The organism is Vibrio taketomensis (assembly GCF_009938165.1).
GTDB classification, from domain to species: Bacteria; Pseudomonadota; Gammaproteobacteria; order Enterobacterales; family Vibrionaceae; genus Vibrio; species Vibrio taketomensis.
Genome location: NZ_AP019649.1, coordinates 2,409,670 through 2,436,516 on the forward strand (window position 1 = coordinate 2,409,670; position 26,847 = coordinate 2,436,516).

Genomic DNA, 26,847 nt, shown 5'->3' on the forward strand with positions numbered 1-26,847 from the left:
ACAAAAATGACAAAAACAGTGTTCATAATGAGTGACAATTTGAAAAAATCACTTTGTTACACTCCACTGTAATATTACTGAAATATTTCCTCTCTACTATCGCCCTCAGATTCAACTTACAGACCAAATCAATAAAGTTAACGGTCCAACGGAGATAAAATTATGAACCAAGCTACTACTACAGCAGCACCAATCTCGAGCACCGCTCGTTGGTTACGCTGGGCTAACTTGGCATTCATGTTGTATTTGCTGCTTCTGGCAGTATCTATGGTAGGTACTGGTTTTAAATGGTCAGTGGGCGACCAAGCTAAAGTTCTTTTTGAATTCGCCGCTCACCCAGTTGCAGGTTTGATGATCGGTTTGGTGGCAACTGCCCTAATCCAATCTTCTAGTACAGTAACTTCTATTATCGTCGGCCTTGTGGCTGGTGGTCTACCAGTGGAAACTGCAATCCCTATGGTTATGGGTGCAAACATTGGTACAACAGTAACAAACACTCTAGTTTCTCTAGGTCACGTTCGTTGCAAAGAAGAATTTCAACGCGCTTTCGCAAGTGCGACAATTCACGACTTCTTCAACCTACTAGCTGTAATGATCTTCCTACCGCTAGAGATGATGTTCGGTATTCTAGACAAAGTGTCACACTGGTTAGTTTCACCACTACTAAACACTGGTGACATGAGCGTGGGTGGTTTTGACTTCATCAAACCAATCACTAAGCCAGTAATCAGTGCACTACAAGGCCCTCTAGGCACATTTGGTAACACTGTTGGCGGCGTACTACTTATCGCTATCGGTATCGCAACTATCTTCGTAGCTATCACTGTAATGGGTAAGCTAATGAAAGGTCTAATGGTTGGCCGTGCTCGTGAGATTCTTAAGAACGCTATCGGTCGTGGCCCTATCCACGGTATCGTATCGGGTTCTGTAGTAACTGTACTAGTTCAGTCTTCTTCTACGACAACGAGCCTAATGGTTCCACTAGTAGGTACAGGTGTTCTAAAAGTACGTGATGTTTACCCATTCACTCTAGGTGCAAACATCGGTACATGTATCACAGCTCTACTAGCAGCTACTGCAGTATCAGGTGAGTTCGCAGTATTTGCTCTGCAAATCGCTCTAGTACACTTAGTGTTTAACCTGATGGCAACGGTTCTAATCTTTGGTACTCCGTTCCTACGTGAGATTCCAGTGAAGTGTGCTGAATACCTTGCAGCAACAGCCGTTAAGAACAAAGCCATTGTTGCAGCATACCTACTATCTGTTTTCATCGTGCTACCAGGCGCAATCCTAGCACTGACAGTATAATTACAAATTAATACACCATCGCTTGCTAAGCCCCAGACTTCGGTCTGGGGCTTTTTTTATGTACAACAGAAATGGACGCGCTTTACTTAAAGATATGAGAAGGAAGAAATGGGAATTGAGGTACAAGGAAAAGTAGAAATAGAAACGCCCTATCGCGCACTACCGCGCTTTAGGGAATGAGAGTATTGAGGGCGAAAGATTGATACCACTCACCTCAACAAAGTATCATCGTGCGTGTAAGACGCAGCCGAATAGGGAATTTCGTCCCAATATGCACGTCAACTCTTGTTGACCACCAGCGGCGACTGACACGCTATGTCATGACTAATCTGACTCTGCAGAGTCACGGCTAAGCTCAAAGATCAGCGTTATCCTCTCTCATTGCTGCGAGGCAAAAAAAAGACTGACACAAGGTCAGTCTTTTTCGTTCAATTTATCGCTTACACCGAGAACGGATATTGGATAGGGTCATGGCATTCGTAGCCTTCAACCCAAAAATCATCCAACGTTACCCATGTTTCCAAGTCTTCTAATGACTTAATCTCAGGGTTAATATGGAAAGTCGCAGGTGATAAAGGCTCACGCTTTAGCTGCACATCACGCATCAATTCCAACTGATCTTCATAGATATGCGCATTCACAATCTTATGGTAAGCAACACCCGGTTTCTTGCCGGTAATTTGCGCCATAATCGCAAGGAACACATAAACTTGCACCATATTGAAGTTTAAACCTAACGGCACATCGCATGAACGTTGTGTACTGTTTAGGTACAGCGTATCACCCAGTAACGAAAAATGGTGACTGTACATACATGGACGCAAGCAACCCATGTGGAATTCACCTGGGTTATAGAAATTTAGAATCTCACCACGATCGTCAACACCGCGACTTAGGTCATCAACAATTTTACGTAGTTGGTCAATATGGCCACCGTCTGGTTTTGCCCAGGCACGACCTTGTACACCATAAACTCGGCCCATGTCATCCTCACCTTTGCGGTAAGGGTTATTGAGCCATGCTTCATTTAGGTTGGCATTGGCATCCCACGTTTTGGTGCCTAACTTACGAAAATCTTCTGCGTTGTCGTAACCACGAATATAACCAAGCAACTCAGCAACCGCAGCTTTCCAAAAGCTCTTGCGTGTGGTCACTAAAGGAAATTGGTTATTCGCTACATCATACGTCAAATCAGCGTTGATCACCGTTAAGCAGCGCTTACCGGTACGTTCGTTTGCAATCCACTCACCATGGTCAACAATTCGCTGACAGAGATCTAAATACTGTTTCACACCAAGTCCTTATTTCGCATTCTGTTGTGGTAATTCGTCTTTGTACTGACCACGTTTGTATGCCCAAGCTATCAACAGCGCACCACCAAAAATCATTGGTGTCGATAGAATCTGCCCCATTGAGATAAAGCCGCCAAACAAACCTAACTGCGCATCAGGTTCACGCACGTACTCGACTAGGAAACGGAATGTACCATAACCCATTAAGAATAGACCTGATACAGATCCAAGTGGACGTGGTTTTCGAATAAACCAGTTCAAAATTAGGAACAACACCACACCTTCTAATGCCATTTCATAGAGTTGTGATGGATGGCGAGGCAATGGGCCACCATTAGGGAAAATCATTGCCCAAGGTACGTCTGTTACGCGGCCCCATAACTCACCATTCATGAAATTACCTAAACGGCCAGCGGCTAAACCAAATGGTACCAAAGGTGCGATAAAATCAGCCACACCAAAGAAAGTACGGTTGTTTTTACGTGCATACCAGAACATCGCGGTAATCACACCAAGTAAGCCACCGTGAAATGACATGCCACCTGTCCAGACTTTAAACAGGTAAAGAGGATCTTGTAGGAACAAATCGAAGTTATAGAACAGCACATAACCTACACGGCCGCCAATCACTACGCCCAAAAAGCAAGCAAACAGCATGTCTGAAATTTGCTCACGAGTCCACCCACTGCCCGGTTTGTCGGCACGACGATTCGCTAACCAAAGCGCGAAAGCAAAGCCGATTAAGTACATCAAACCATACCAACGTACTGACAAAGGTCCTATCGAAAAATAACAGGATCGATATGAGGAAATTCTAGATATCCTGAGACATAAAAGACTACTCGTTTAATAATGATTTATGTGAGAGTGTGTTACAGCAACATAGTTCCTGCGACAAACACTAAAAATACTGCAAATATTTTCTTCAATGCAGCGGTCGGTAAACTGGTCGCTAATTTTGCACCGATACGAGTCGTAAGCATTGAGGTTGAAGCGATGGCAACAAGTGCAGGCAGATAAACATAACCGACACTGAATGCTGGTAAGTTGTCCGCACTATAGCCATGGAGGATGAAGCCTATCATGCCAGAGACAGCAAGAACACAACCACATACCGAAGAAGAGCCGACCGCTTTACGCATTTCGACGCCATGACGATTTAAAAATGGTACCGATAGAGAGCCACCACCAATGCCAGCTAAGCTCGACACTAATCCAATACCTGAGCCATAACCGATGGTTTTCGCACTAGAAGGCATGGTGCGTTGTGTGGTGCTTTTAATGGAAAATAGCATCTGTAGTGCTAAACCAAGCACGATCACACCAAACACTTTGGGTAGATATGCCGTGGGTATCCACTCCGCCAAATTGGCACCAACAAAGCCACCTACGACCACGCCCGGCATGAGCCATTTGATGACGAACATATCAACATTGCCCAATTTGAGATGGTTTAACGCTGACGATCCTGAAGTAACAATAATCGTTGAAAGTGAGGTTGCCAGCGCGATATTCATCGTAATCGAAGGGTCGATACCCGCGTGCGGTAACAAAAGTACTAACGCTGGTACAACAATCAAACCACCGCCAATACCCAACAAACCTGCCATGACGCCCACAAATGAACCGAGCAACAGCATCAATACAACCAGCTCAAGAGTCACAATATTTCCTTACTTCTTACCAGCTCGAATAAAACCTGAGAACCCTTTTAACTCAAAAAAGTCCTGCATCATTGAATAAATGTTATAACCATATGGTTGTTGAAGAGCTTGTTGTGCCAGTGCGTTCAACTCCTCAATACTGGTATGTCGCAGCAAGTACTTCACTTTAGCTACGTTGGACGTGTTCATGCTAAGGCTACGATATCCCATCCCCACCAACAACAAAGCGCCAATCGGATCGCCTGCCAGTTCACCACAAATACAAACGGGCAATTTTAGCTTACTGCAAATCTGATGGATGTGTTCAAGAGCCATAACCACGGCCGGATGCATACTTTCATATACATCCGAAACACGTGAATTGTTGCGATCAACCGCCAGTAAGTATTGGGTTAAGTCATTGGTTCCCACTGACACGAAATCGATCTTGTCGGCAATAAATGGCAACAAGTACAACATCGAAGGTACTTCAATCATGATACCGACTTGAGGACGAGAAATGTCAGGATTCAGTTCGGCAACTTCACTATGGGCTTGATTGATCAACGCCAATGCATCATCTAATTCTTGTGCACCTGACACCATCGGCAGCAATATGCTGAGATTTTTCGTCTCTGCACTCGCCTTCATCATGGCGCGAATTTGCATCAAGAAGATATCGGGATGATCAAGCGTAAAGCGAATGCCACGCCACCCTAAGAAAGGATTATCTTCTTCAATAGGCAAGTAGGGTAAAGGCTTATCACCGCCAATATCGAGCGAACGCATAACAACGCGTTTATTGGGGTAAGTCGTCAGTACGGACTTATATTGCTGCGCTTGCTCATCTTCCGACGGAAAGCGATGCTGCAGTAAAAAACTGATCTCAGTTCGATATAAACCAACACCATCCACCCCCTGATTAACGGCAATATTAGCATCGGCGCTCAAGCCTGCATTAAGCAATACTTCAACGCGTTCACCGTCACTGGTTTGGGCAGGTTCTTCAATGCGCTGATTGACCATATTGGCCAACTCGCGTTCTTCATTAGCCAAAGCTCGGTATTCATTAAGCAGCTGGCGGCTCGGAGAGACCAAAATCTTACCACTGTAGCCATCGACGATACCTTGCTTACCGTTAATGCTGTCGAGGTTTAAATTGACCCCCATCACCGCAGGAATGCCAAGCGCACGAGATAAAATGGCAGCATGTGAGTTTGCCGCACCTTCCAAAGCGATGACGGCTAACAACTGTTCTTTTGGGATCGATGCAATCAAAGATGCCGTTAACTCTCGAACGACAAGAATAACCGGTTGTTCAAAGTTATGTTGCTCTTGCTCAGTATTGCTGAGGAAATAGAGTAAACGCTGGCCCAACTCTCGAATATCTTGTGCTCGTTCACGCAGATAGGTGTCAGACATACGAGCAAAACGATTGGAGTATGACTCAACGACTTGACGAACAGCCCAATCAGCACGATCGCCTTTCTCGATCTGAGCTTTCAGATCTTTACGCAGCATCGGATCGTTCAGTAGATGCGTAAATAAATCAAAAATCGCTAGAGTATCTTTGTTGATGTCGCTATCCAATTTCTTGCGCATACGGCGAAAATCGTTCAAAGCGGCTTCCACAGCCATCAACAACCACTCTTGCTCACGATCGATATCGAGCGTAGAAGCGGGACTGACATCAGACAAAAGGGGTTGACTATCATCCCACCAAAACTGACCAATCGCGACCCCTGATGATGCTGGAATACCTTTGATGGCCTGTTGCGCTTTCTCTAGACGCCATTGCCCTTGTGTTTGAGCGTGCGCAATGATCACCGCTAATTGGGCAGCAAGTGTCACCAAAAAAGATTCTTCTATTTCATCAAACAGACGTGATTGCTTTTGCTGAACGACCAGTACGCCGAGCACTTTCTTGCGATGGATGATCGGAGTACCAAGGAAGCTTTGATATACCTCTTCACCAAGTTGTGAGAAATACTTATAGCAGGGATGTTTTGATGCTTCAGCGAGGTTAAGTGGTTCGGCACTCCGTTTGACCAAACCCACTAAACCTTCATTGAAATTGATATGTATTTTGTCGCCTTTAAAGCGCAAGCCTTTCGTTGCCATTAACTCAAGGCGTTGCATCTCTTCATTGGCTAAGTAAATCGTGCAGCACTCCGTGTGCATAGCGAGACAAGTCTGCTTCACTAACAATTGCAGCGCGGCATGAACATTTTCAACCCGTGAAACCTGTTCAACTATGTCCCTTAGTTGAGAAAGCATCTCTAGCCTCTTCGTGATTTACGTTTGCCTTTTACGCGACGTTCTTTAAATGGCATTGCCATTGAAGCGAACTCTTTCATCGCACGGCGATAAACATCGCGCTTGAAAGAGACGACTTGACGCACTGGGTACCAATAACTAACCCAACGCCAACCATCAAACTCAGGGGAATTACCACGTTGCATATTGATCTTTGATTCATCGCAATCCAATCGCAGTAAAAACCATTTCTGTTTTTGACCGATACAAACAGGTTTTGAATCCCAACGCACAAGTCGTTTTGGTAATTTATATCTTAACCAATGACGACTAGTCGCTATGATTTTAACGTCTTTTTTAGTAAGACCGACCTCTTCATACAACTCTCTAAACATGGCTTGTTCGGGGGTTTCACCGTCGTCAATGCCTCCCTGAGGAAACTGCCATGAGTGTTGTCCGTATCGCTTAGCCCAGAAGACCTGACCATGGTTGTTACAGATTACAATTCCCACATTTAAGCGGTAACCATCGCCATCTATCACTGGCCAACCTCTAAATAATCTTTAATTACGGTAATTTTTCCACATATCCCCAGGCGGAGCAAACTTACTAGTGTGACTAGCACAGAAATTATCGTTGAATCTTTCGTTTCTGAATAAGTAATCACCGAGAATACCGTTATACACACCCACATGAGACATGCCCCACATTTATTCACCTTTTCTGTGTATAAGTATGTGAAAAAGCAGCACCCAAGCGATCATTAATTCAACAGGACAACGTTGCGCAACAAAAGCAACAACCACAACAAAGCAATAAAACCTTTAAATACATAAAGATAATTTAAATAAACTTAACTTCCATCAACTCAGCAACGAATGATATTCGAACTTGTGGCAAACTGTTCAAAGATCAACCACTCCCATTTTATCCACATAGCAAATAGCTAAAACGCTAATTCGCAGAAAAACAAGTAAAAATACCGCAAAACCCTGTTAATTTATACATAACCCGTACCGAGTGACATTTTTCGACCAAATTCTGTGGATAACTAAATCATGGTGATCTTTTGCACAGTTAGATCGATCTTTGCTCAAGTCGTAATTTTGCCAAATATGGTTAAAATAGAGCGATATTTGAAATCGATGAAAAACCATGAAAGCAGAACCCACCTCAGAGCTTGAATTATTACAACGCGCGTATGACATTGCCGGCCTTACATTTCAGCAACTCGCTGATGAAGCGGGCATTGCTGTACCAGCAGATCTTCGTCGTGATAAAGGCTGGGTTGGTCAATTACTCGAATGGCATTTAGGTGCAACGGCGGGCAGTAAGCCGCAGCAAGATTTTGAACAGCTCGGCATTGAGCTAAAAACGATTCCGATCGGATATAACGGCAAACCTCTCGAAACAACGTTTGTCTGTGTCGCACCACTTATTGGTGTCCATGGGTTAACGTGGCAAACAAGCCATGTGCGCAATAAGCTCTCTCGAGTTCTCTGGATACCCGTTGAGGGTGAGCGTGAAATACCATTAGCAGAACGTCGCGTTGGTTCACCACTAATTTGGTCACCTAGCGCTGAAGAAGAACAACAGTTACAAACCGACTGGGAAGAGTTGATGGAATTGATTGTTTTAGGGCAAGTTGAGAAGATCACAGCTCGCCATGGTGAAGTCCTGCAATTGCGGCCAAAAGCCGCCAATAGCCGAGCGCTAACCGAAGCCTATGGAGCAAGTGGTAAGCTCATCAAAACGCTACCGCGAGGCTTTTATCTGCGCACCCAATTTACAGCTCGGATTCTCGAAAATTACTACGCTTAAACAAAAATTTCCTAGTGCGTAATCAAGGTTAACTCTTGATCGAAATAACGTGGTGCATCTGGACAGCCACATTCATCATAGCAATTTTGTGTGCGCAAATAGGCACGCTCAACATCAAGGCGTCTAAGCTCTTCACGCACTTCCGCTAGCGAAGAAAAATGAATCGGTTTCCCTTCAAGAGAGATCGGTTCAACTTTGTTCTTGTACTCAACCGCTAACAAATATTGTGAGAGATCAGAGCAACTAATGACAAACACTTTAGGTGGCTGGTAACTCTTCTTGTGGAAGCCATGTATCCACTTATCTAACTGCTTTCGCTGCATACCTACACTCCTTCTCATTCCCTGAGGTCACTCTCATATTGATAATTATAGCTATAGAGTGCACATTTTTGCGCCAATTCAACTTTCCATCGATACAATTCCTCGCTTATATTGATACATACCACTAGGGTCAGTAATGAATTGAGGCTCGCTTTAGTAAGGACACTCTATGAAATATCATCAACTTCCACACTCCAGCTTAGAAGTCAGTAAAATCTGTTTGGGAACAATGACATTTGGCGAGCAAAATTCACAAGCCGAAGCATTTAATCAACTCGACTTTGCTCTAGAGCGAGGGGTCAATTTTATTGACACGGCAGAGATGTACCCAGTGCCCCCAAAGCCAGAAACGCAAGGTTCAACGGAGACACATATCGGTAACTGGCTGGAAAAATCAGGAAAACGAGATAAAGTCATCCTCGCAACAAAAGTCGCCGGCCCACGCAACGTGCCGCACATTCGCGATGAAATGAAACTGGATAGACGCAACATTCATCTTGCTATCGATGATAGCCTAAAGCGCCTTAAAACCGATTACATCGACCTGTATCAAATCCACTGGCCGCAACGCAAAACCAATACCTTTGGACAGCTTAACTACCCCTATACAAATGACCATGATGACGTTGCTTTGGTTGAAACGCTGGAAGCAATGGCAGATTTAGTGAAGCTCGGAAAAGTCCGTTATATTGGCGTATCAAATGAAACGCCTTGGGGTGTGATGAGTATGCTAAAACTAGCGGAAAAGCACGACCTACCAAGAATCGTTTCGATTCAAAACCCATACAATTTACTCAACCAAAGCTTTGAGGTTGGTTTATCTGAAATCAGTCAACGAGAGGGCGTTGAATTGCTCGCTTATTCTCCGCTTGCCTTTGGCTGTTTAAGTGGCAAATACCTAAACGGCCAAAGACCACCAGGTGCTCGCTGTTCACTCTTTGAACGCTTCGTGCGCTACTTTACTCCGCAAGGTATTGCCGCAACAGAAGCCTATGTTCACTTGGCAAAAAAACACCAACTCGACCCATCACAAATGGCATTGGCATTTGTCAATCAACGTCCTTTTGTTGCCTCAACTATTATCGGGGCGACAAATATTAGGCAATTGGAAGCGAATATTGAGAGTGTTGATATTGAACTCAGTGATGGCTTACTGAGACAAATCCAAGCGATTGGTAGTACCTACTCCAATCCGTGCCCTTGATAGAACAGTTTTGATAAGTGACAGAGGGGGATAGATCATCCCCCTCGCCTCACTACGTGTGCAGTCGCCACGATAGAGCACGGCGTAGATGGCGTACATGACGTTTTGCTTTGCTTTCTGGAGCAAGCGTATTGTGTAGAGGGCGCCCTTCTTTATCCAACCCAATATCGCGCAACAAATACTCATTGTGCCAAGGTATATCATACGCACTTCGGCGTACCTTTCTTTTCCAAATACGCTCCTCGCGCTTCAAATCGGCTTTAACTAAAAAAATAGCAAGTTTTAAGTAAATTGAATGGTTCATTGTTTTCTCCAGTTGAGGTTATTACTGGTGGAAAAACAGCGAGATAAGAAGGAACTATTCAGGAGTTAAATCGGCTGCTTTTCCGCAGCCAATAGAAGTTAGCTAACGGGCTAGATAATGATCGGTTGAGGTTTTCGCATGTTCTTTGCCATCGCTTTGGTCGGAAACCACATCGATGTCAAACGACAAGCTACAGAGGCAAACACAAATGAAATCGCAGTAAATCTTTTCATCACAAGCCTCCTAACCGTATCTAATCCGTATGGTGAATTTATGAGCAATCGCTCACTCTTCCATCATATGTATTGCTGTTCAATCAACCAGCAATCGTAAATAAATTAGAAAACACTTCATTGGGTTTAAAATTCAAACTCAACGACCAAAAACAATTTTCCTTCTTGATATGAGAAACAATTCGCTACCACAGGAGCTGTCTGAAAATAATTTTTCAATATGAACCTAAGCTATTGAATGGTAGAAAAACAAAAGCCAGTTATTTAAACTGGCTTTTTGAGCAACTTAAACTGCTTAATATACTGTATCGATCGCTACGTTCTTTTCGACCATCCACTGTGTTTGCTGCTGATGCGACAACTGCACTGCTACATCAACGGGTTGCTCATTATCAACAGCAAGAGGTTGAGCAAAGACTAATTCCCACTGGTTCTCATCATGGGTTCTCACTTCTATTGCATCCCCCTCAATTAGCCAAACTTGCTCACCTTGACGAATTGAGATACTTGTAATCTCCATATCAGCCGCCAAAGGTTGGGTTGATTCTAGGTACAAAGCACCATGAACATTTTGCAGCTGCAACTCTCCAATGGTCGGCATTTTGTTTAACCATAAATTACTCGTTAGCTGCACGTCGGCCCCGTCAACCGTGATAGATTCATCTTGATCCCAACCGATTTGAGGTGATGAACACCCTGCCAACCATGCTACTAACATGGAAAGTATTAAGATTTTTTTCATATCACTACCTTTGTGCTAACCATTCTTTGAGTATCTCAATGTCACTCTGATACTCCTTCTTAATTTCATCAACCCAATCATCAATATTCTCCCACCAAGCAGGGAGATCCGGCGACTGTGCTTTTTGAGCCACTCTTTGGATATGTTTCAAACCAATCGAACCGGCAGCGCCTTTGATCTTGTGCGCTTCAGACACAATGCCTTCTTGGTCTTTTGCCACCATATTAGAGTCTAACAATTCAAGATAGCCCGGCATCATTTCTTCAAACATCTTGATGCTCTCGAGAACTGGACCTGCACCTACTATGCCGACATAAGAGTCCAACATCTCCAAATCAAGAATCTTCTGATACATTTCTTCGGTATCAATCATAGGCGTCGGCGAAGGTAAATGGGGCATCGATTGCTGTGATTCATAATCACAAAATAGAGCGATAACTTCCTGAACCGCATGAGCAGACAATGGCTTACTGATCGCCTCATCCATGCCCTTTTCATAGTACTCTTGTTTGTTTTTCAAAACATTAGCGGTTAACGCGACCAAAGGCGGTAACTCTGAGTAGTGTTCTCGGTAATACGCAGCAACGTCAAAGCCCGTCATATCTGGCAATTGAATATCAAGGAAGACCAGATCATAGAGCTTGGGATCGAACATATCGATCGCCTCTTGACCTGTCATCGCGACGGTCACTTTATGTCCCATACTTTCTAGTAGAGAGCGAGCAACCGTAATATTGAGCTCGATATCCTCAACCATAAAGATATTCATCTTACATTCGCAAGGTAATACATCGACTTTTGCAATTTCAGCTTCTTCAGCAAGCGGCACGCAAATGGTGACCGTAAACGTACTACCAAAGCCTAGTTCGCTATTGACCGTAATATCACCATGCATCATTTCAATCAGCTGCTTAGAAACCGCAAGGCCAATGCCAGTGCCCACTGCATGCAAGTTGTCTTTCTCAGACTTCACTTGATAATACATGGCGAAAATATTACTCAACTCAGATTCAGGAATACCGACACCGGTATCTTCTACTTCAAGGGTAATGTGCGCCTGTTGATCTTCGATGACAGAGCTAACAGACAGTACGACGCCACCCTCTTTGGTAAATTTCATCGCATTGCTGATCAAATTCCAAATCACTTGACGTAAGCGAGTCGCATCAACACTGATTGCGCTCGGCAACGTATTGAGGCGTTCAAGATCGAATCTTAATCCTTTCTGCTGGGCCATCAAGGCCGCAATACTATCTATTTCAACGATGAAATCTTCAAAGTTAAGTGGTGCTGGATAAAGCTCGAGTTTGCGGCGGTCGAACTTATCCATATCAATGATATCGTTGAATATGTTACCGAGTGTTATCGCACTCACATTGATGGTCTGCATATGATGACGCTGTTCGTCCGTCATTGGTGTATCCAGCAACATTCGGCTTAGACCAACAATCCCGTTCAACGGTGTACGCAGTTCGTGACTGATCGTTGAGATAAACGTGGTTTTATCACGGCTCGCTTTTTCTAACGACTCTTCATGACGTTTACGTTCGGTAATATCACGGCCAAAACCCACTAATCCAAGGTGACGTCCTTCCTTGCTATAAAAAGGCACTTTGCGCAGTTCAAAATAAATCTTGCGCCCATCGGGATATTCCAACCACTGTTCATAGGTGATCGCTTGGTTGTCAGCAAAAACGGCGTCATCGGTTTCTACAACTTGTTGTGCGACTTCTTTGGTGTAAACATCCCACGGGGTTAAACCAACCAGTTGCGATTCTTTTTTACCCGTTAGCTCTTCCATTGCTCGGTTACAGCCAGAGAAAACGCCTTCTGCATTGCGGTAATAAATCAAATCTGGTGACGCATCGATAAATGAACGAAGTAATGCCGTTCGTTCCGCCAATTCGACTTGTGTTCGCTCACGCTGATACACCTCGTTTTCGAGGTCTTTCATCGCCTCTTCACGGCCTTCTTCCGCTTTAATCCGTTCTTCAATCTCTTGGTTAAGCTTTTCGATATTGAGTTGCAGCTCTTGATTTAACTCTAAGTCGCGCGAGCGCATCACTTTCAGTTTGGCCACGAGTTTGGAAAGTCTTTGGCGAGATTCTTCTAATTGATCCACCACAACCGAGAGGAAATACACCGCCCAAGGGGTAATAACTAAACCAAAAAATACCGAACGAACGATATCTATGTTATCGACGTGACCACTTAAAAAGAGAGTAATGGCAACTTGCACTACAACAGCAAGAGAGATCAATGCCAGTGCAAGTAGAATAGAAAAGCGCAAGATACCCAGTTTGACGAGTAAATCGACATAGTATTGAGCGAGGCTTTTTATGGTTTTCATTGGACGCTCCGAGCGAAACAATACAGCACTCGTCGCTCCATGCTGAGATGTTCTAAAAAAGTGAGTAAGAAGCGACTTATCGCACTATTTTAACTTTTTTCACACATGACTGCTAAACAATCCCTTGTGTAGCAAGCGTTAATTACTGGATGTGTGATGTATGCAAGTTTGGTTACGACCATTTGCCTTAGCTTGATACAACGCGCTATCGGCCATCGCAATCATGACATCACAAGAGTGCTGACTTTGAGGCGTTAACGAGACGACACCAATGCTGACCGTAACGCGATGACCAACTTTAGAGTTAAGATGATCTAGTCCAATCTCCATGACCTGTTGATGAATTCGTTCAGCGATTAGCTCTGCCCCAACTTGCGATGTGTTCGGCAAGATCAGTGCAAACTCTTCACCACCATAACGTGCAACACAATCACTCGAGCGCGTAGCGACTCGCTTAAATGCTTGCGCCACTTCGACTAATGCATCATCACCGGCTTGATGCCCATTGAGATCATTAAACTCTTTAAAGTAATCAATATCACACAGCATGACCGTTAAGGGCTGCTGCTCGCGCAGATGAATATGCCAAAATAGCTCCAACTGTTCATCGAATCGACGACGGTTAGCGATTTGAGTCAAACTATCAATAAAGCTCAAACGCTCGAGTTCTAAATTCGCTTGCGCGAGTTGTCGTTCTGCTAGGTATCGCTCAGTCACATCTCGCGCCATCACTAAAGCACCGTTAGTACCAGACACCGGATCGCGAAATGGTGTTTTTACTACGTCATACCAAATCACCTCACCATTACTTTGAGACACTTGGTCGACGTAACGTAACGATGCACCTTGAGACAGCACTTGTTCATCCGATTCATTCAAGCGTCGATAATTCTCAATAGGAATCACATCTTCCAGTCGACGCCCAATGAGCTCATCAACTTCGGCAATCCCTAAGGCTTTAACAAACGGCTGGTTACAGGCTTGATAGACTTTGTTCTGATTGAAAATACCAATCGAATCCGGACTCGCATCAAGAATGTTTTGCAAAATGGTTTCACGCTGGGCTAGCTCAACTTCCGTATCGCGTCGTTTCTCCATTTCATCGCGTAAATTCCTCTGCATATCATGCCAATCCGTCACATCATGGCTCATTCCCAGCATGCCTAATAGATTACCTTGAGGCGAGAGCAATAAGCTTTGATGGGTTTCCAGCAGACAACTGCGTCCCGATAAGTCAACCGTCCAGTGCCTCAACGATACTCTCCCTTTATCGATACCTTTGATGTCGCTCATTCCCTCATCAAATCGCTCACCCCAGAAGCGCTCAAAAGCTCGATTGATAAACAGTTTTTCACCGTCTGGCCCTTTGATGAATACCGGCGCTGACAGATGTTCAAATGCACTTTTGACCACTGAAAGGGATTCTAATTGCTGATTGATTTCATTCGAGTTGACCTGATATGGCGCGACATTAAACAACCAACACTCTTTACCTTGGTATTGCGTTTGACGCCCATAAATTTCAACACTGATTGATTGGTTAGCCGTAATGGGCCAGTCAAAACGATAAGCTTCTCCTTGGTTAATATAAAAATGATCAAGGAGCTCAAATAGGAATGAGGCAGGTAGCGTGCCGGGTAGTAAATAGTGTTTACCTATTTGGCGAACACCAAGTTGTTTGGCACAAATAGGATTAGAGATGAGGATACGACCGGTATGACTATCCACCAGCATCATCGATACTGGTGAATCTTCAATCAGCTTCTTAATTTGGCGGCTATATCGCAAACGCTGCTGAGCCAGTAAAAGCAAAAACCTAAAATAAAAACAAGTTCAAATCCATGATAACTCATAGATGAAAATAGGTTTTGACTCAGAATATCGATCATAAAATGGCAATTTAGCGCAATTATCGCAAAGGGATTCTGTTTCTATTCGAGAGCACAAAATAAATCAAGCAATACCATCGCTAAACAGTATTATTTTATAAAACTTTCTCGTATTGGAATGCATCGCCGATTAAAGAGCCTTGTGCGCCATCACGATCAAGTGCTCGACCGATTTCCGTCATCGCAAGCCAACGGTTTTCACACCAAAGTGGTGACAACAACATCGGGCGACGTGATGCCGATGAAACTCGGTGATAAACCACATTTGATGGCGTACTACGAATCATCTCACTCGCAATGCTGACATATTCCTCGAGCTCTGGTGCTTCTAATTTTCCCGCTTTCCACGCTTTGGCCATAGTGCTACCTTCAACGATATGCAGACCATGCAGTTTGATCCCATCAGTGCCGACCGCGAGTACTTTTTGCAGCGTCTCAAGGTTATCAGTACGAGTTTCACGAGGTAGGCCAACTATCAGGTGTGTACATACTTTGATGCCAAGGGCGCGAGCACGCTTGGTGATTTCGGCGTAACATTCAAAGTCATGGCCACGGTTAATGCGCTTAAGTGTATCGTTGTTGGCCGTTTGTAAACCCAACTCTAGCCAAATTTCGTACCCTTGTGCCACATACTCTGAAAGTAAATCTAACACCGCATCTGGCACACAATCAGGACGAGTCCCCACACACAAGCCGACAATATCCGCTGCTTTTAACGCTTCTTCATACATGTTTTTTAGTACCTGCACTTCTGCGTAGGTACTGGTATAGGCTTGGAAATAGGCAAGGTATTTCTTCGCGCGTTTTATCTCACCAGCGCGATCAGTAAGCTGTTCTTGAATAGTTTTGACTTGCGTCTCTTCATCGGCAAATGACGCCACATTACAAAATGTACAACCACCACGACCAATCGTGCCGTCACGGTTAGGGCAACTAAAGCCACCATGTAAGGTGAGTTTATGGACTCGCTCGCCATAACGACGGTGAAGATCTTGACCAATAGTGTTAACTAATTCATGTAATTGCATGTCAAACCAGTAATGAGAATGTAAATCATTGATAACCGTGTAATCGAATTACACAATTCGTGTGCTTTTTCGCCGAGTGAGATTTAAACAAATTTTACAATTTGATCCCTATCACAAATCAATAAACATTCATTTTATAAAGCCTGGAGCTAAGATTTAGGCAAAAATCCAACATAAACCAAACCACATGTAAAAAAAATGCGCAACATTGTTGCCTTTTGATTGCATTTTGACCTCAAGAAATTGTAGGATACTTACAGATCTCACTTGCAAAACGTTAGGGCTAAAATCACAACAAGCGCAAGGAGTTCGGTGATAATCCAATCCCACCTAAAAAATCACCACATAAGTGATGCAGTTAAATGGATGTCACCAAAGGATTATCTTTCTCGCAACATTTTTCCTGTGAGAAGAGAAGGGAATCAAACCTAGCCAACCTCGGTTAGGTGCGAATCAAAATTATAAAAGGAAGTGACGCGCGATTAAGTTCGCTTGATGGAAGTGCGTCCAAATTTAGATTGGAAGGATGTATCTATGGTAGATAGAGAGCAGAGCACGCAAGGTCTGTATACTCCTGAATTGGAACATGACGCTTGTGGTATCGGTTTTGTCGCTCACCTCAAAAACCGTAAATCGCATGCAGTTGTAACTCAGGCCCTTGATATGCTGGCACGCATGGAGCACCGTGGTGGTCAAGGCTGCGATCCTTGTAGCGGTGATGGTGCAGGTATTCTACTGCAAAAACCTCATGAATTTCTTTTGGAAGAAGCCGTTAAGCTTGGTATCAAGCTACCTTCTTTTGAAAAATACGGCGTTGGTGTGGTGCTTTTCCCTAAAGACCAACACAAACGCGAGCAATGTCGTGATATTTTAGAACGCAATGCCAAACGCCTCGATCTTGAAGTGATCGGCTACCGTGTATTGCCAGTCGACAACTCAATGATTGGTGCCGATCCACTTAGCACAGAACCTCAATTTGAGCATGTATTTATTAGCGGCGGCCCAAGCACTACACCAGAAGAGCTGGAGCGCAAACTGTATGTACTGCGTAATTACACGGTACGTGTATGTCTAGAAAGCGTGTCAAACATTGGTGATGATTTCTACATCAACTCAATGTCATACAAAACCTTAGTGTATAAAGGTCAGTTAACTACCGAGCAAGTACCGCAGTACTTCTTAGACCTGCAAAATCCAACTATGGTTACGGCTCTAGCGTTGGTTCACTCTCGCTTCTCAACCAACACCTTCCCTAAATGGCGCTTAGCGCAACCTTTCCGCTACATTGCACACAACGGTGAAATCAACACCGTGCGCGGCAACCTTAACTGGATGAAAGCGCGTGAAGCGATCCTTGAATCAGACTTGTTCACTCAAGCTGAAATTGACATGCTGCTACCAATCTGCCAAGAAGGTAGCTCAGATTCCTCTAACTTCGATATGGCACTTGAGCTCCTAGTTTTATCTGGTCGTAGCCTGCCACATGCGTTGATGATGATGATCCCTGAAGCATGGCAAGAAAACAAAACTATGGATCCAAAACGTCGTGCATTCTACCAATACCATGCAAACGTAATGGAGCCATGGGATGGCCCTGCATCAGTCTGTTTTACCGATGGTGTTCAAGTCGGTGCGACGCTTGACCGAAACGGTCTGCGCCCATCTCGCTACACAGTGACCAAAGATGACTTCCTAGTGATGGCGTCTGAGTCTGGTGTGGTCGATATTGATCCAGAAAATGTTGAGTTCCGTGGCCGCTTACAACCAGGGCGTATCTTCGTTGCAGACCTAGAACAAGGTCGCATCATCTCTGATGAAGAAGTGAAAGATGGTATCGCCTCTGCTCAGCCTTATGACAAATGGGTAGAAGAGAACCTACTTAACCTCAATAAACTACCGGATGCGAGTAACCAATTCAGCCAACCATCACCAGAGAAGTTGATGCATCGTCAACAAGCCTTTGGCGTGAGCTCTGAAGAAGTGAATGAAATCATTCTTCCGCTGGCACAAACTGGTTATGAACCACTATCAGCAATGGGGGCAGACTGGCCTTTGGCTGTGTTGTCGCATCAATCGCAACATCTTTCAAACTACTTCAAGCAGTTATTTGCACAGGTTACCAACCCGCCAATCGACCCGATTCGTGAGCGTATGGTTATGTCACTTAACACTTACTTGGGTAGCGATCAAAACCTACTCACTGAAACGCCTCAGCACTGCCAAAAAGTCGAACTGGAATCGCCTGTACTGGCAAACTCTGAGCTGGAAAAACTGCGTGCGATCGACAACGTTCACTTGCAAGCCAAAACCCTGGACATCGTATTCCAAGCCAACGAAGATCCCGGCAAACTTGAGCGTGCGCTAAAACGCATCTGCCAATACGCTGAAGATGCGGTCATTGACGGTTACTCTATCATTCTATTGACTGACCGTGCGGTGAACTCAAACCACGCCGCGATACCTGCAATGCTTGCAGTTGGTGCTGTTCACCACCACTTAATCCGTAAAGGTCTGCGCGCCAAATGTGCCATCGTAGTTGAAACCGGTGATGCACGTGAAACGCACCACTTTGCGACCTTGCTGGGTTATGGTGCCAATGCGGTTAACCCATATTTGGTGATTGAAACCATTATCGATCTGCAGCGCACTAAGAAGCTAGATCCAAACGTAAGCCCGACGGAACTGTTCAATAACTACCGTAAAGGGGTGAACGGCGGCCTACTTAAAATCTTCTCGAAGATGGGTATTTCAACCCTGCAGTCTTACCAAGGCGCACAAATCTTTGAAGCGCTAGGTATTCACAAATCTGTGGTTGATAAATACTTCACAGGTACAGTATCTCGTATCCAAGGTCTAACTTTGGATGATATCGCTAAAGAAGTGCTGATCCGTCACCGTGTGGGTTACCCACAACGTGAAATCCCAGTGCAAATCCTAGATGTCGGTGGTGTCTATCAGTGGAAACAACGTGGCGAGAAGCACTTGTTCAACCCGGAAACTATCTCGCTACTGCAAGAATCAACGCGTAACAAAAATTACGATCAGTTCAAGCAATATGCTGCGGCCGTCGACAAACAAGGCGATAACGCAGTTACACTACGTAGCCAACTGGAGTTTTTGAAAAATCCAGCAGGTTCAATCCCACTGTCAGAAGTGGAACCGATTGAGACCATCGTTAAACGCTTTGCTACTGGTGCGATGTCGTTTGGTTCTATCTCTTACGAAGCGCACTCTACCCTCGCTGTAGCGATGAACCGTCTAGGCGCCAAATCAAACTCGGGTGAAGGTGGTGAAGACCCAATTCGTTTTGAACCAAAAGAAAACGGAGATTGGGAACGCTCTGCAATTAAACAGGTTGCTTCTGGTCGTTTCGGCGTAACCTCTTACTACCTCACCAACGCAGAAGAGCTACAAATCAAAATGGCTCAAGGCGCAAAACCTGGTGAAGGTGGTCAGCTACCTGGCGATAAAGTTGATGACTGGATCGGGGCAACCCGTCACTCCACCCCTGGAGTTGGCCTAATTTCACCACCGCCTCACCACGACATCTACTCAATCGAGGACTTGGCGCAGTTAATCTACGACTTGAAGAACGCGAACCGTAAAGGCCGCGTTAACGTCAAGCTAGTATCGGAAGCAGGTGTGGGTACCATCGCTTCAGGTGTAGCAAAAGCAAAAGCTGACGTTGTACTGATTGCCGGTTTCGATGGCGGTACGGGTGCATCACCAATGTCTTCGATTCGTCATACTGGTCTTCCATGGGAACTTGGTCTGGCGGAAACTCACCAAACGCTACTGAAAAACGGCCTACGTAACCGTATCGTCGTGCAAGCGGATGGTCAGATGAAAACACCACGTGACTTAGCCGTAGCAACCCTGCTAGGTGCTGAAGAATGGGGCGTAGCGACAGCTGCACTTGTAGTTGAAGGCTGTATCATGATGCGTAAGTGTCACAAGAACACTTGCCCAGTTGGTATTGCAACCCAAAACAAAACACTGCGTGAGCGCTTTGATGGCCGCGTAGAAGACGTCGTTACCTTCTTCCAATACATGGCTGAAGGTCTACGTGAAATCATGGCAGAGCTTGGCTTCCGCACTATCGATGAGATGGTAGGACAAGGTCAAAAACTGAAGATCCGCCAAGATATTTCTCATTGGAAATACAAAAACCTCGATCTGTCACCAGTGTTATTCGTTGAAGAAGCTCGTGCAGAGGATGGCGTATTCTGCCAAACCCAACAAAACCATAATTTGGAATCGGTACTCGACCGCAAACTGATTCAAGCGGCTATTCCTGCGCTTGAAAAAGGCGAAGCAGTGAATGCTGAATTCCCAATCGTCAACACTGACCGCTCCGCTGGTACCATGTTGTCGAACGAGATTTCGAAAGTTTACAAAGACCAAGGCCTACCTCAACCAATGAACGTTAAGTTCAAAGGCTCTGCGGGTCAGTCATTCGGCGCTTTCCTTGCTAAGGGCGTGAAGTTCGAAGTAGAAGGCGATGCGAACGACTACTGGGGTAAAGGTTTGTCAGGTGGCACGCTAGTGCTTTACCCTGACGCTAAATCGACCATCGTTGCAGAAGACAATATTGTAGTCGGTAACGTTTGTTTCTACGGTGCTACATCTGGTGAGTCATTTATTCGTGGTCTGGCTGGTGAACGTTTCTGCGTACGTAACTCAGGTGCGAAAGTGGTAGTAGAGGGTGTCGGTGACCATGGTTGTGAATACATGACTGGTGGTGCGGCAATTATCCTTGGTTCAACCGGCCGTAACTTTGCTGCAGGTATGAGCGGCGGTGTGGCCTATGTTTGGGATAAGTCGGAAGACTTTAAATCGAAACTCAACCCAGAACTGGTTGATCTCGACCCAATCGAACAAGAAGACAAAGACCTACTACTCGACATGTTAACCAAGCATGTTCAGTTCACAGGAAGTGAAGTCGCTCAGTCTTTCCTCGACAATTTTGAAGCAAGCCTTGAAAGCATGGTGAAAGTCATGCCACGTGATTACAAAGCAGTGCTACAAAAGCGTAAAGCGGAAGCTGAGCAAAAAGAAACGGAGGCAGTGTAATGGGTAAGCCTACTGGATTTTTAGAGCATGGTCGTGAACTCCCACAGAAGATCGACCCAAAAGAACGTATCAAGAACAATAAAGAGTTTGTTCTTAATGAGGAGTTTGGTGACAAAATCAATACTCAAGCTTCTCGTTGCATGGACTGTGGCGTGCCGTTTTGTCATAACGGCTGCCCTATCGGTAACATCATTCCAGAATTTAACGATGCGGTTTATCGTGATAGCTGGGAAGAGGCTTGGAACATTCTAAGCTCAACCAACAACTTCCCAGAATTTACTGGTCGCGTGTGTCCTGCTCCATGTGAAAGTGCGTGTGTGTTAGGGATCAACCAAGACCCAATCACCATCTGTAATATTGAGAAGACCATCGTTGAGACGGCCTACCGTGAAGGCTATGCGAAGCCGAAAACACCTCGTTCACGTACGGGTAAAACCGTGGCTATCATCGGCTCTGGCCCTGCTGGTTTATCTGCAGCAGAGCAGCTCAATAGCGCTGGCCATTCGGTCACTGTATTTGAGCGAGATGAAAAAGTCGGCGGCCTACTACGCTTTGGTATTCCTGACTTTAAACTGGGCATGGACATCATCGACCGTAAGATCAACCTGATGGCAGAAGCAGGCATCGAGTTCAAAGTGAACCAACACATCGGTGTAGACGTCAATGCACAGCAGCTACGCCAAGAGTTTGATGTAGTGCTGCTAACCGGTGGCTCAACGGTTCCTCGTGATCTTCCTGTACCGGGACGTGAGCTGAATGGTGTTTACTTTGCGATGCAATTCTTAGGTCAAAACAACCGCCGTGCCAACAACATGGATCTCAAGACAGAAGAAATTCACGCTAAAGATAAACATGTGGTGGTCATTGGTGGTGGTGATACGGGCTCAGACTGTGTCGGTACTTCTAACCGTCATGGCGCGCAAAGCATTACTCAGGTAGAAATCATGCCGATTCCGCCAGAAAAACGCCCAGCCAATATGCCTTGGCCACAATATCCAATGATCATGCGTACCTCAACTTCCCATGAAGAAGGGGTTGATCGTCACTGGAATATTCTGACTAAGGAATTTGTTGGTAACGAGCAAGGCGATGTTACTGGTCTGCGTATCGCCGATATCGTTTGGGATGAGCCAAAGCCGGGTGAACGCCCTAACTTTAAAGAAATTGAAGGTAGTGAGCGAGTCATCCCTTGTGATATGGCATTTCTAGCAATGGGCTTCCTACATCCTGAACCTCATGGGGTTCTGGCACAACTTGATATCGCTCTGGATGAACGTGGTAACGTAGCAACTCAAGGCTTTGCCACCAATCAACAAGGTGTGTTTGCAGCGGGCGATATGCGCACAGGTCAATCTTTGGTTGTACGTTGCATTAACGAAGGTCGTGAGTGTGCTCGTGCTATCGATGAATACCTAATGGGTGGCACCAACCTAGAAGCAAAAGCAGATTCACTGATGTTATCTGCATAAAATCATTGATGAGCCTCTACCATGGTTCATCAAGGTTCCTTTCCAAACTATTTGACCAGCCTTGCGCTGGTCTTTTTTATGCCGCTACTTTATCTAGCAACAAAATGCTAACATCAATATAAAGCGAACTGACGAGAGCTCTATCATATTGATTATAGTGATCTCTTCAAACTAGCACGCGTAAGCATCTACATTGAATTATACCCCTTAAAACCACAACACGGACAGCAATCATGAGAGGCTACCCCCTACTTATCTTAACCACACTATTGCTTTCAGGATGCAGCCAAGGAGAACGCACAATGACCAGTAAAATCAACCAAGGGTGTAGTGATAAACCTAACTGTGTTTCAACCCTAGAATCTCGTGAAGACTACAAATTAGAGCCGTATGTTTTACGTGCCGAGGTTAACATTGAGCAAATCGAACACGCGGCACTACAGCTACCAGGAGCAAAAACAGCAGAGAAAAGCGATGACTATCTGCGCATCGAGTGCACCAGTAAAATCATGCGTTTTGTTGATGATCTCGAATTAAAAATCGATGGGAACCAGCTAATGGTAAGATCTGAATCACGAGTGGGTTACTCTGATTTTGGCGTTAATCGTAAGCGAGCAGAGCAACTAAGAACGCTCTTATCTCAAGCCAATTTACTCCAATAACACCGAATGAAAAGCCACGATATCAATCGTGGCTTCATCTTCATCTCAATGAATTATACCGTGCTGTCGGTGATTAAATTGTGCTTGTTGAGCAAACGGTACATAGTGGCACGAGACACTCCAAGCTCCTTCGCTGCCATTGACACTTGCCCTGCATGAGACTCAAGAACCAAGAGTAGCGCATCACGTTCACTACGCTCACGAATACTCTTCAAACTACGTTTGCCATCACTGCGCTTAGGTAAATCAAGGCTCACTTCATCAAGCATTACGCTATCTGACATCAGCACGACCCGCTTGATTTGATTCATCAATTCACGCACATTGCCTGGCCAATGGTAACGAGTTAATGCTCGTACCGCATCTTCAGTAAAACTGCGGGCCTGAGCGTTATATTCACGCGAGTAATCCAACAAGAAATGACGAGCAAGAATTGATATATCCCCAGCGCGTTCTTTCAAACTTGGCACATTGATACGTAATACATTGATGTAATGGTATAACTCTTCATTAAAGTCACCATCGATCAACGCTTTCTCAATATCAGCAGAGTTGGCTGCGAGGACACGTACATCCACTTCCTTACTGCCATTTTCTGTCTCAATTGTTCCTTCTTGCAAAAAGCGTAAGAGGTTCAATTGTTGAGATTTAGGTAAGGTCAAAATATCGTTTAATAGTACGGTACCACCGTCCGCTTGCTCCAAAATTGATGGCGCACTTTCGTCTTCACGGTTAATGCCGAATAATTCACTTTCTATACGACGTTCAGACAATGCGCGACAGTTAACCGAAACAAACTCTTTGTGCGCTCGTGATGAAGTTCTGTGCACAGCTCGCGCAACGGTTTCTTTTCCCGTCCCACTCTCTCCAAAAATCAAAATACTCACATCGGTCGGGCCAATACGTTTAATTTGATCACGTAGCCGTTTCATTGGAATGGAGTCACCAATCAAGCCCATGTCATTATTGTTGCCATAATGAGGCCAAACCTTCTTCTCCAGTTTAAGCATACCAAGTTGGTGGCCGATGGTACTGAGCAACTGCGCATCAGGAATTGGCGCAGTAAAAAAGTCGATACAAAAGTTAACAATAAACTGGCAAATTGTATCTGAGCTGAGCTGAGACTCACGAATAAAAGCGATCCATCGCACTTGCTTGTGGGCACTCACCAAATTGGCGATACCATTCAAACTAAACTCATCATGACTGAGATCGACGACGCCAATGCATGGACCCGTTTCAGAAAACAATGTGTTCGCTTGACGTAAATCTGCGCATTGAGTGCAACGCCACCCCACTTGCTCTAGTACGGAAAGCCATGGCTCGTAGCTACCACCCACTACGATTAGTGATCCCGGGACAGAATCCATACGGAATTGACTACCCATTGAGCTTGTTCCTTATACTGAATTTATAACTTTTACAGTGCAAAAATGCACCAACTAGACTGCTACACTATAAGAGCCTGAGTTGATAATCTGTCTCACAAATAAGACTAGACGCTATTCCACAGTTACGACAAGTTAATCTGCGATAGAGGTACAAGTTTCTCTGTAATTAGATGATTAGCCTATAAATTGTATTCAAAGCCTTTATCGGCTTAGCCTCGCGATGTTATTCGTCTCTCTGTTTACGATAAAAAATGCATAAAAAAAACCACCCGAAGGTGGTTTTACTATTCAATTCAAATTTAGCAATTTGAATAATTAAGCTTGTGGGCGCATTGCTGGGAACAAGATCACGTCACGAATAGTGTGCGTGTTAGTGAATAGCATCGCTAGACGGTCAATGCCGATACCTTGGCCCGCTGTTGGTGGTAGGCCATGCTCTAGCGCAGTAATGTAGTCTGCATCGTAGAACATTGCTTCATCATCACCAGCATCTTTTGCGTCAACCTGCGCTTTAAAGCGGTTATCTTGGTCTTCTGCATCATTAAGCTCAGAGAAACCGTTCGCCACTTCACGACCACCGATAAAGAACTCAAAACGGTCAGTGAAGAATGGGTTATCATCGCTACGACGCGCTAGTGGTGAGATATCTGCTGGGTAACCAGTGATGAAAGTTGGCTGAATCAGTTTTGGTTCAGCAGTTTCACCGAAGATCTCTTCAAGAAGCTGACCACAAGTCCAGAATTTCTCCACGTAGATTTCTAGCGATTGAGCAATAGATACCATTAGGTCACGATCTTGAACGCCTTCTTCTGTAAGCGCTTGGATAGCCTCGTGCTCAGGATTGTAGTGTTTGATTGCTTCAAGCATAGTCATACGAGCGTATTGACCACCAAACTCAACCATTTGGTCACCGTAAGGCATTGCTGTTGCACCTAGAACTTCTAGTGCCACTGTGCTTAGCATTTCTTCAGTTAGATCCATCAGATCTTTGTAGTCTGCGTAAGCCATGTAGAATTCAATCATCGTGAATTCTGGGTTGTGACGAGGTGATAGGCCTTCATTACGGAAGTTGCGGTTGATTTCGAATACACGTTCAAAACCACCAACCACTAGACGTTTTAGGTATAGCTCAGGAGCGATACGTAAGAACATTTGTTGGTCAAGTGCGTTGTGGTGTGTGATGAATGGACGAGCAGACGCACCGCCAGGGATCACTTGCATCATTGGAGTTTCAACTTCCATGAAGCGTTTTGATTCCATGAAACGACGAATCGCAGAAACCAATTTAGAACGTACTTTAAATGCATTACGTGAATCTTCATTCACAATTAGGTCTACGTAACGTTGACGGTAACGCATCTCTTGGTCTGTTAGACCGTGGAATTTTTCTGGTAGTGGACGAAGTGCTTTAGTGAGCAATTCGAACTCTTCCATATTTACGTAAAGGTCGCCTTTGCCTGACTTATGCAATGCACCTTTCACACCGATGATGTCACCGATATCAAGACCGTGGTATTGCTCTTTTAGTACTTTTTGTACTGCTTTGTCAGCGTAAGCTTGGATATTACCTGATGTTTCTTGAAGAAGCAGGAATGGACCACGCTTAGCCATTACACGACCAGCGATTGCAACGACATGGTTAAGCTCTTCTAGCTCTTCCTTAGTCTTTTCACCGAACTCAGCTTGTAGGTCGCCAGCTAGTGCATCACGACGAAAGTCATTTGGGTGACCGTTTGCTTTACAGCTTTGACGGATCGCATCCAGTTTCGCGCGGCGCTCAGCAATGAGCTTGTTCTCTTCATGTGCAGAAGGTTCTTGTACGTTTTCGTTTTGAACAGCATCAGTCATTTTCGATGTAT

19 protein-coding genes and 1 pseudogene are annotated in these 26,847 nt (G+C 44.8%); 6 read left to right on the forward strand and 14 right to left on the reverse strand.

Going from position 1 to position 26,847, the window contains the following annotated elements; genetic code table 11:
- Nucleotides 1-162: 162 nt before the first annotated feature.
- Entirely contained in the window at nt 163-1,308 is a 1,146-nt protein-coding gene (locus Vt282_RS11130; protein WP_162045666.1) for a Na/Pi symporter, read from the forward strand.
- 440 nt (nt 1,309-1,748) lie between these two features.
- Here the strand turns inward: Vt282_RS11130 and Vt282_RS11135 are convergent, their stop codons facing one another.
- The 5 genes and pseudogenes from Vt282_RS11135 to rppH form a co-directional block, all read right to left on the reverse strand.
- Complete coding sequence (locus Vt282_RS11135) at nt 1,749-2,600, reverse strand: thymidylate synthase (protein WP_162063396.1); 852 nt, start codon at nt 2,598-2,600, stop codon at nt 1,749-1,751.
- A gap of 9 nt (nt 2,601-2,609) precedes the next feature.
- Nucleotides 2,610-3,451, reverse strand: a pseudogene (lgt, locus tag Vt282_RS11140) (prolipoprotein diacylglyceryl transferase).
- Between the two features lie 21 nt (nt 3,452-3,472).
- Nucleotides 3,473-4,240 carry a sulfite exporter TauE/SafE family protein gene (locus tag Vt282_RS11145; protein ID WP_415663449.1) on the reverse strand — a complete coding sequence of 256 codons (768 nt, stop codon included), beginning with the start codon at nt 4,238-4,240 and terminating at the stop codon, nt 3,473-3,475.
- 33 nt (nt 4,241-4,273) lie between these two features.
- Nucleotides 4,274-6,520, reverse strand: a complete 2,247-nt coding sequence (gene ptsP, locus Vt282_RS11150) for a phosphoenolpyruvate--protein phosphotransferase (RefSeq protein WP_162063398.1) — start codon at nt 6,518-6,520, stop codon at nt 4,274-4,276.
- A gap of 2 nt (nt 6,521-6,522) precedes the next feature.
- Nucleotides 6,523-7,041, reverse strand: a complete 519-nt coding sequence (gene rppH, locus Vt282_RS11155) for an RNA pyrophosphohydrolase (protein ID WP_162045661.1) — start codon at nt 7,039-7,041, stop codon at nt 6,523-6,525.
- Between the two features lie 613 nt (nt 7,042-7,654).
- On the opposite strand from rppH, the gene mutH reads away from it, so the two are divergent.
- On the forward strand, nt 7,655-8,320 hold the full coding sequence (gene mutH / locus Vt282_RS11160; protein ID WP_162045660.1) for a DNA mismatch repair endonuclease MutH: 666 nt from the start codon (nt 7,655-7,657) through the stop codon (nt 8,318-8,320).
- An 11-nt stretch (nt 8,321-8,331) separates the two neighbouring features.
- Here the strand turns inward: mutH and Vt282_RS11165 are convergent, their stop codons facing one another.
- Entirely contained in the window at nt 8,332-8,643 is a 312-nt protein-coding gene (locus Vt282_RS11165; RefSeq protein ID WP_162045659.1) for a DUF6482 family protein, read from the reverse strand.
- Nucleotides 8,644-8,812: 169 nt separating this feature from the next.
- Here Vt282_RS11165 and Vt282_RS11170 point away from each other — a divergent pair, with 169 nt between their 5' ends.
- Nucleotides 8,813-9,847, forward strand: a complete 1,035-nt coding sequence (locus tag Vt282_RS11170; RefSeq protein ID WP_162063399.1) for an NADP(H)-dependent aldo-keto reductase — start codon at nt 8,813-8,815, stop codon at nt 9,845-9,847.
- A 52-nt stretch (nt 9,848-9,899) separates the two neighbouring features.
- Here the strand turns inward: Vt282_RS11170 and Vt282_RS11175 are convergent, their stop codons facing one another.
- The 6 genes from Vt282_RS11175 to mnmL all read right to left on the reverse strand — a co-directional run bounded on the left by Vt282_RS11175 (nt 9,900) and on the right by mnmL (nt 16,393).
- Nucleotides 9,900-10,151, reverse strand: coding sequence for a DUF1127 domain-containing protein (locus tag Vt282_RS11175; protein ID WP_162063400.1), 252 nt, complete (start codon nt 10,149-10,151; stop codon nt 9,900-9,902).
- 110 nt (nt 10,152-10,261) lie between these two features.
- Nucleotides 10,262-10,384, reverse strand: a complete 123-nt coding sequence (locus tag Vt282_RS21250; protein WP_269472553.1) for a hypothetical protein — start codon at nt 10,382-10,384, stop codon at nt 10,262-10,264.
- Between the two features lie 295 nt (nt 10,385-10,679).
- Complete coding sequence (locus tag Vt282_RS11180; RefSeq protein WP_162063401.1) at nt 10,680-11,126, reverse strand: hypothetical protein; 447 nt, start codon at nt 11,124-11,126, stop codon at nt 10,680-10,682.
- A gap of 4 nt (nt 11,127-11,130) precedes the next feature.
- On the reverse strand, nt 11,131-13,476 hold the full coding sequence (gene arcB, locus Vt282_RS11185; RefSeq protein ID WP_162045656.1) for an aerobic respiration two-component sensor histidine kinase ArcB: 2,346 nt from the start codon (nt 13,474-13,476) through the stop codon (nt 11,131-11,133).
- A 138-nt stretch (nt 13,477-13,614) separates the two neighbouring features.
- A complete protein-coding gene (locus Vt282_RS11190; RefSeq protein ID WP_232055053.1) occupies nt 13,615-15,264 on the reverse strand; it encodes a sensor domain-containing diguanylate cyclase in 1,650 nt (549 codons plus the stop codon).
- A 196-nt stretch (nt 15,265-15,460) separates the two neighbouring features.
- Nucleotides 15,461-16,393: a tRNA modification radical SAM protein MnmL/YtqA gene (gene mnmL / locus Vt282_RS11195; RefSeq protein WP_162045654.1), complete on the reverse strand. Its 933-nt coding sequence runs from the start codon at nt 16,391-16,393 to the stop codon at nt 15,461-15,463.
- 534 nt (nt 16,394-16,927) lie between these two features.
- Here mnmL and gltB point away from each other — a divergent pair.
- The 3 genes from gltB to Vt282_RS11210 all read left to right on the forward strand — a co-directional run bounded on the left by gltB (nt 16,928) and on the right by Vt282_RS11210 (nt 23,597).
- A complete protein-coding gene (gene gltB / locus Vt282_RS11200; RefSeq protein ID WP_162045653.1) occupies nt 16,928-21,466 on the forward strand; it encodes a glutamate synthase large subunit in 4,539 nt (1,512 codons plus the stop codon).
- Nucleotides 21,466-22,935 (forward strand): glutamate synthase subunit beta, encoded by a 1,470-nt coding sequence (locus Vt282_RS11205; RefSeq protein ID WP_162045652.1) that lies wholly within the window; start codon nt 21,466-21,468, stop codon nt 22,933-22,935. The genes gltB and Vt282_RS11205 overlap by 1 nt, the downstream gene beginning before the upstream one ends.
- Nucleotides 22,936-23,168: 233 nt before the next feature.
- A complete protein-coding gene (locus Vt282_RS11210; RefSeq protein WP_162063402.1) occupies nt 23,169-23,597 on the forward strand; it encodes a DUF1499 domain-containing protein in 429 nt (142 codons plus the stop codon).
- 53 nt (nt 23,598-23,650) lie between these two features.
- Here the strand turns inward: Vt282_RS11210 and vpsR are convergent, their stop codons facing one another.
- Together vpsR and lysS are read right to left on the reverse strand one after the other, a co-directional pair.
- Nucleotides 23,651-24,985 carry a cyclic-di-GMP-binding transcriptional regulator VpsR gene (gene vpsR / locus Vt282_RS11215; RefSeq protein ID WP_162045650.1) on the reverse strand — a complete coding sequence of 445 codons (1,335 nt, stop codon included), beginning with the start codon at nt 24,983-24,985 and terminating at the stop codon, nt 23,651-23,653.
- 318 nt (nt 24,986-25,303) lie between these two features.
- The gene (gene lysS, locus Vt282_RS11220) at nt 25,304-26,836 is read right to left on the reverse strand and encodes a lysine--tRNA ligase (protein ID WP_162045649.1); all 1,533 of its coding nucleotides are present in this window, start codon (nt 26,834-26,836) and stop codon (nt 25,304-25,306) included.
- Between the last annotated feature and the right edge of the window lie 11 nt (nt 26,837-26,847).

Coding starts and splice junctions, on each gene's coding strand:
- Vt282_RS11130 (WP_162045666.1), top strand. CDS start 163: ATGAACCAAGCTACTACTACAGCAGCACCAATCTCGAGCACCGCTCGT.
- Vt282_RS11145 (WP_415663449.1), bottom strand. CDS start 4,240: ATGCTGTTGCTCGGTTCATTTGTGGGCGTCATGGCAGGTTTGTTGGGT.
- ptsP (WP_162063398.1), bottom strand. CDS start 6,520: ATGCTTTCTCAACTAAGGGACATAGTTGAACAGGTTTCACGGGTTGAA.
- mutH (WP_162045660.1), top strand. CDS start 7,655: ATGAAAGCAGAACCCACCTCAGAGCTTGAATTATTACAACGCGCGTAT.
- Vt282_RS11165 (WP_162045659.1), bottom strand. CDS start 8,643: ATGCAGCGAAAGCAGTTAGATAAGTGGATACATGGCTTCCACAAGAAG.
- Vt282_RS11170 (WP_162063399.1), top strand. CDS start 8,813: ATGAAATATCATCAACTTCCACACTCCAGCTTAGAAGTCAGTAAAATC.
- Vt282_RS11175 (WP_162063400.1), bottom strand. CDS start 10,151: ATGAACCATTCAATTTACTTAAAACTTGCTATTTTTTTAGTTAAAGCC.
- Vt282_RS21250 (WP_269472553.1), bottom strand. CDS start 10,384: ATGAAAAGATTTACTGCGATTTCATTTGTGTTTGCCTCTGTAGCTTGT.
- Vt282_RS11180 (WP_162063401.1), bottom strand. CDS start 11,126: ATGAAAAAAATCTTAATACTTTCCATGTTAGTAGCATGGTTGGCAGGG.
- arcB (WP_162045656.1), bottom strand. CDS start 13,476: ATGAAAACCATAAAAAGCCTCGCTCAATACTATGTCGATTTACTCGTC.
- mnmL (WP_162045654.1), bottom strand. CDS start 16,393: ATGCAATTACATGAATTAGTTAACACTATTGGTCAAGATCTTCACCGT.
- gltB (WP_162045653.1), top strand. CDS start 16,928: ATGGTAGATAGAGAGCAGAGCACGCAAGGTCTGTATACTCCTGAATTG.
- Vt282_RS11205 (WP_162045652.1), top strand. CDS start 21,466: ATGGGTAAGCCTACTGGATTTTTAGAGCATGGTCGTGAACTCCCACAG.
- Vt282_RS11210 (WP_162063402.1), top strand. CDS start 23,169: ATGAGAGGCTACCCCCTACTTATCTTAACCACACTATTGCTTTCAGGA.
- vpsR (WP_162045650.1), bottom strand. CDS start 24,985: ATGGGTAGTCAATTCCGTATGGATTCTGTCCCGGGATCACTAATCGTA.
- lysS (WP_162045649.1), bottom strand. CDS start 26,836: ATGACTGATGCTGTTCAAAACGAAAACGTACAAGAACCTTCTGCACAT.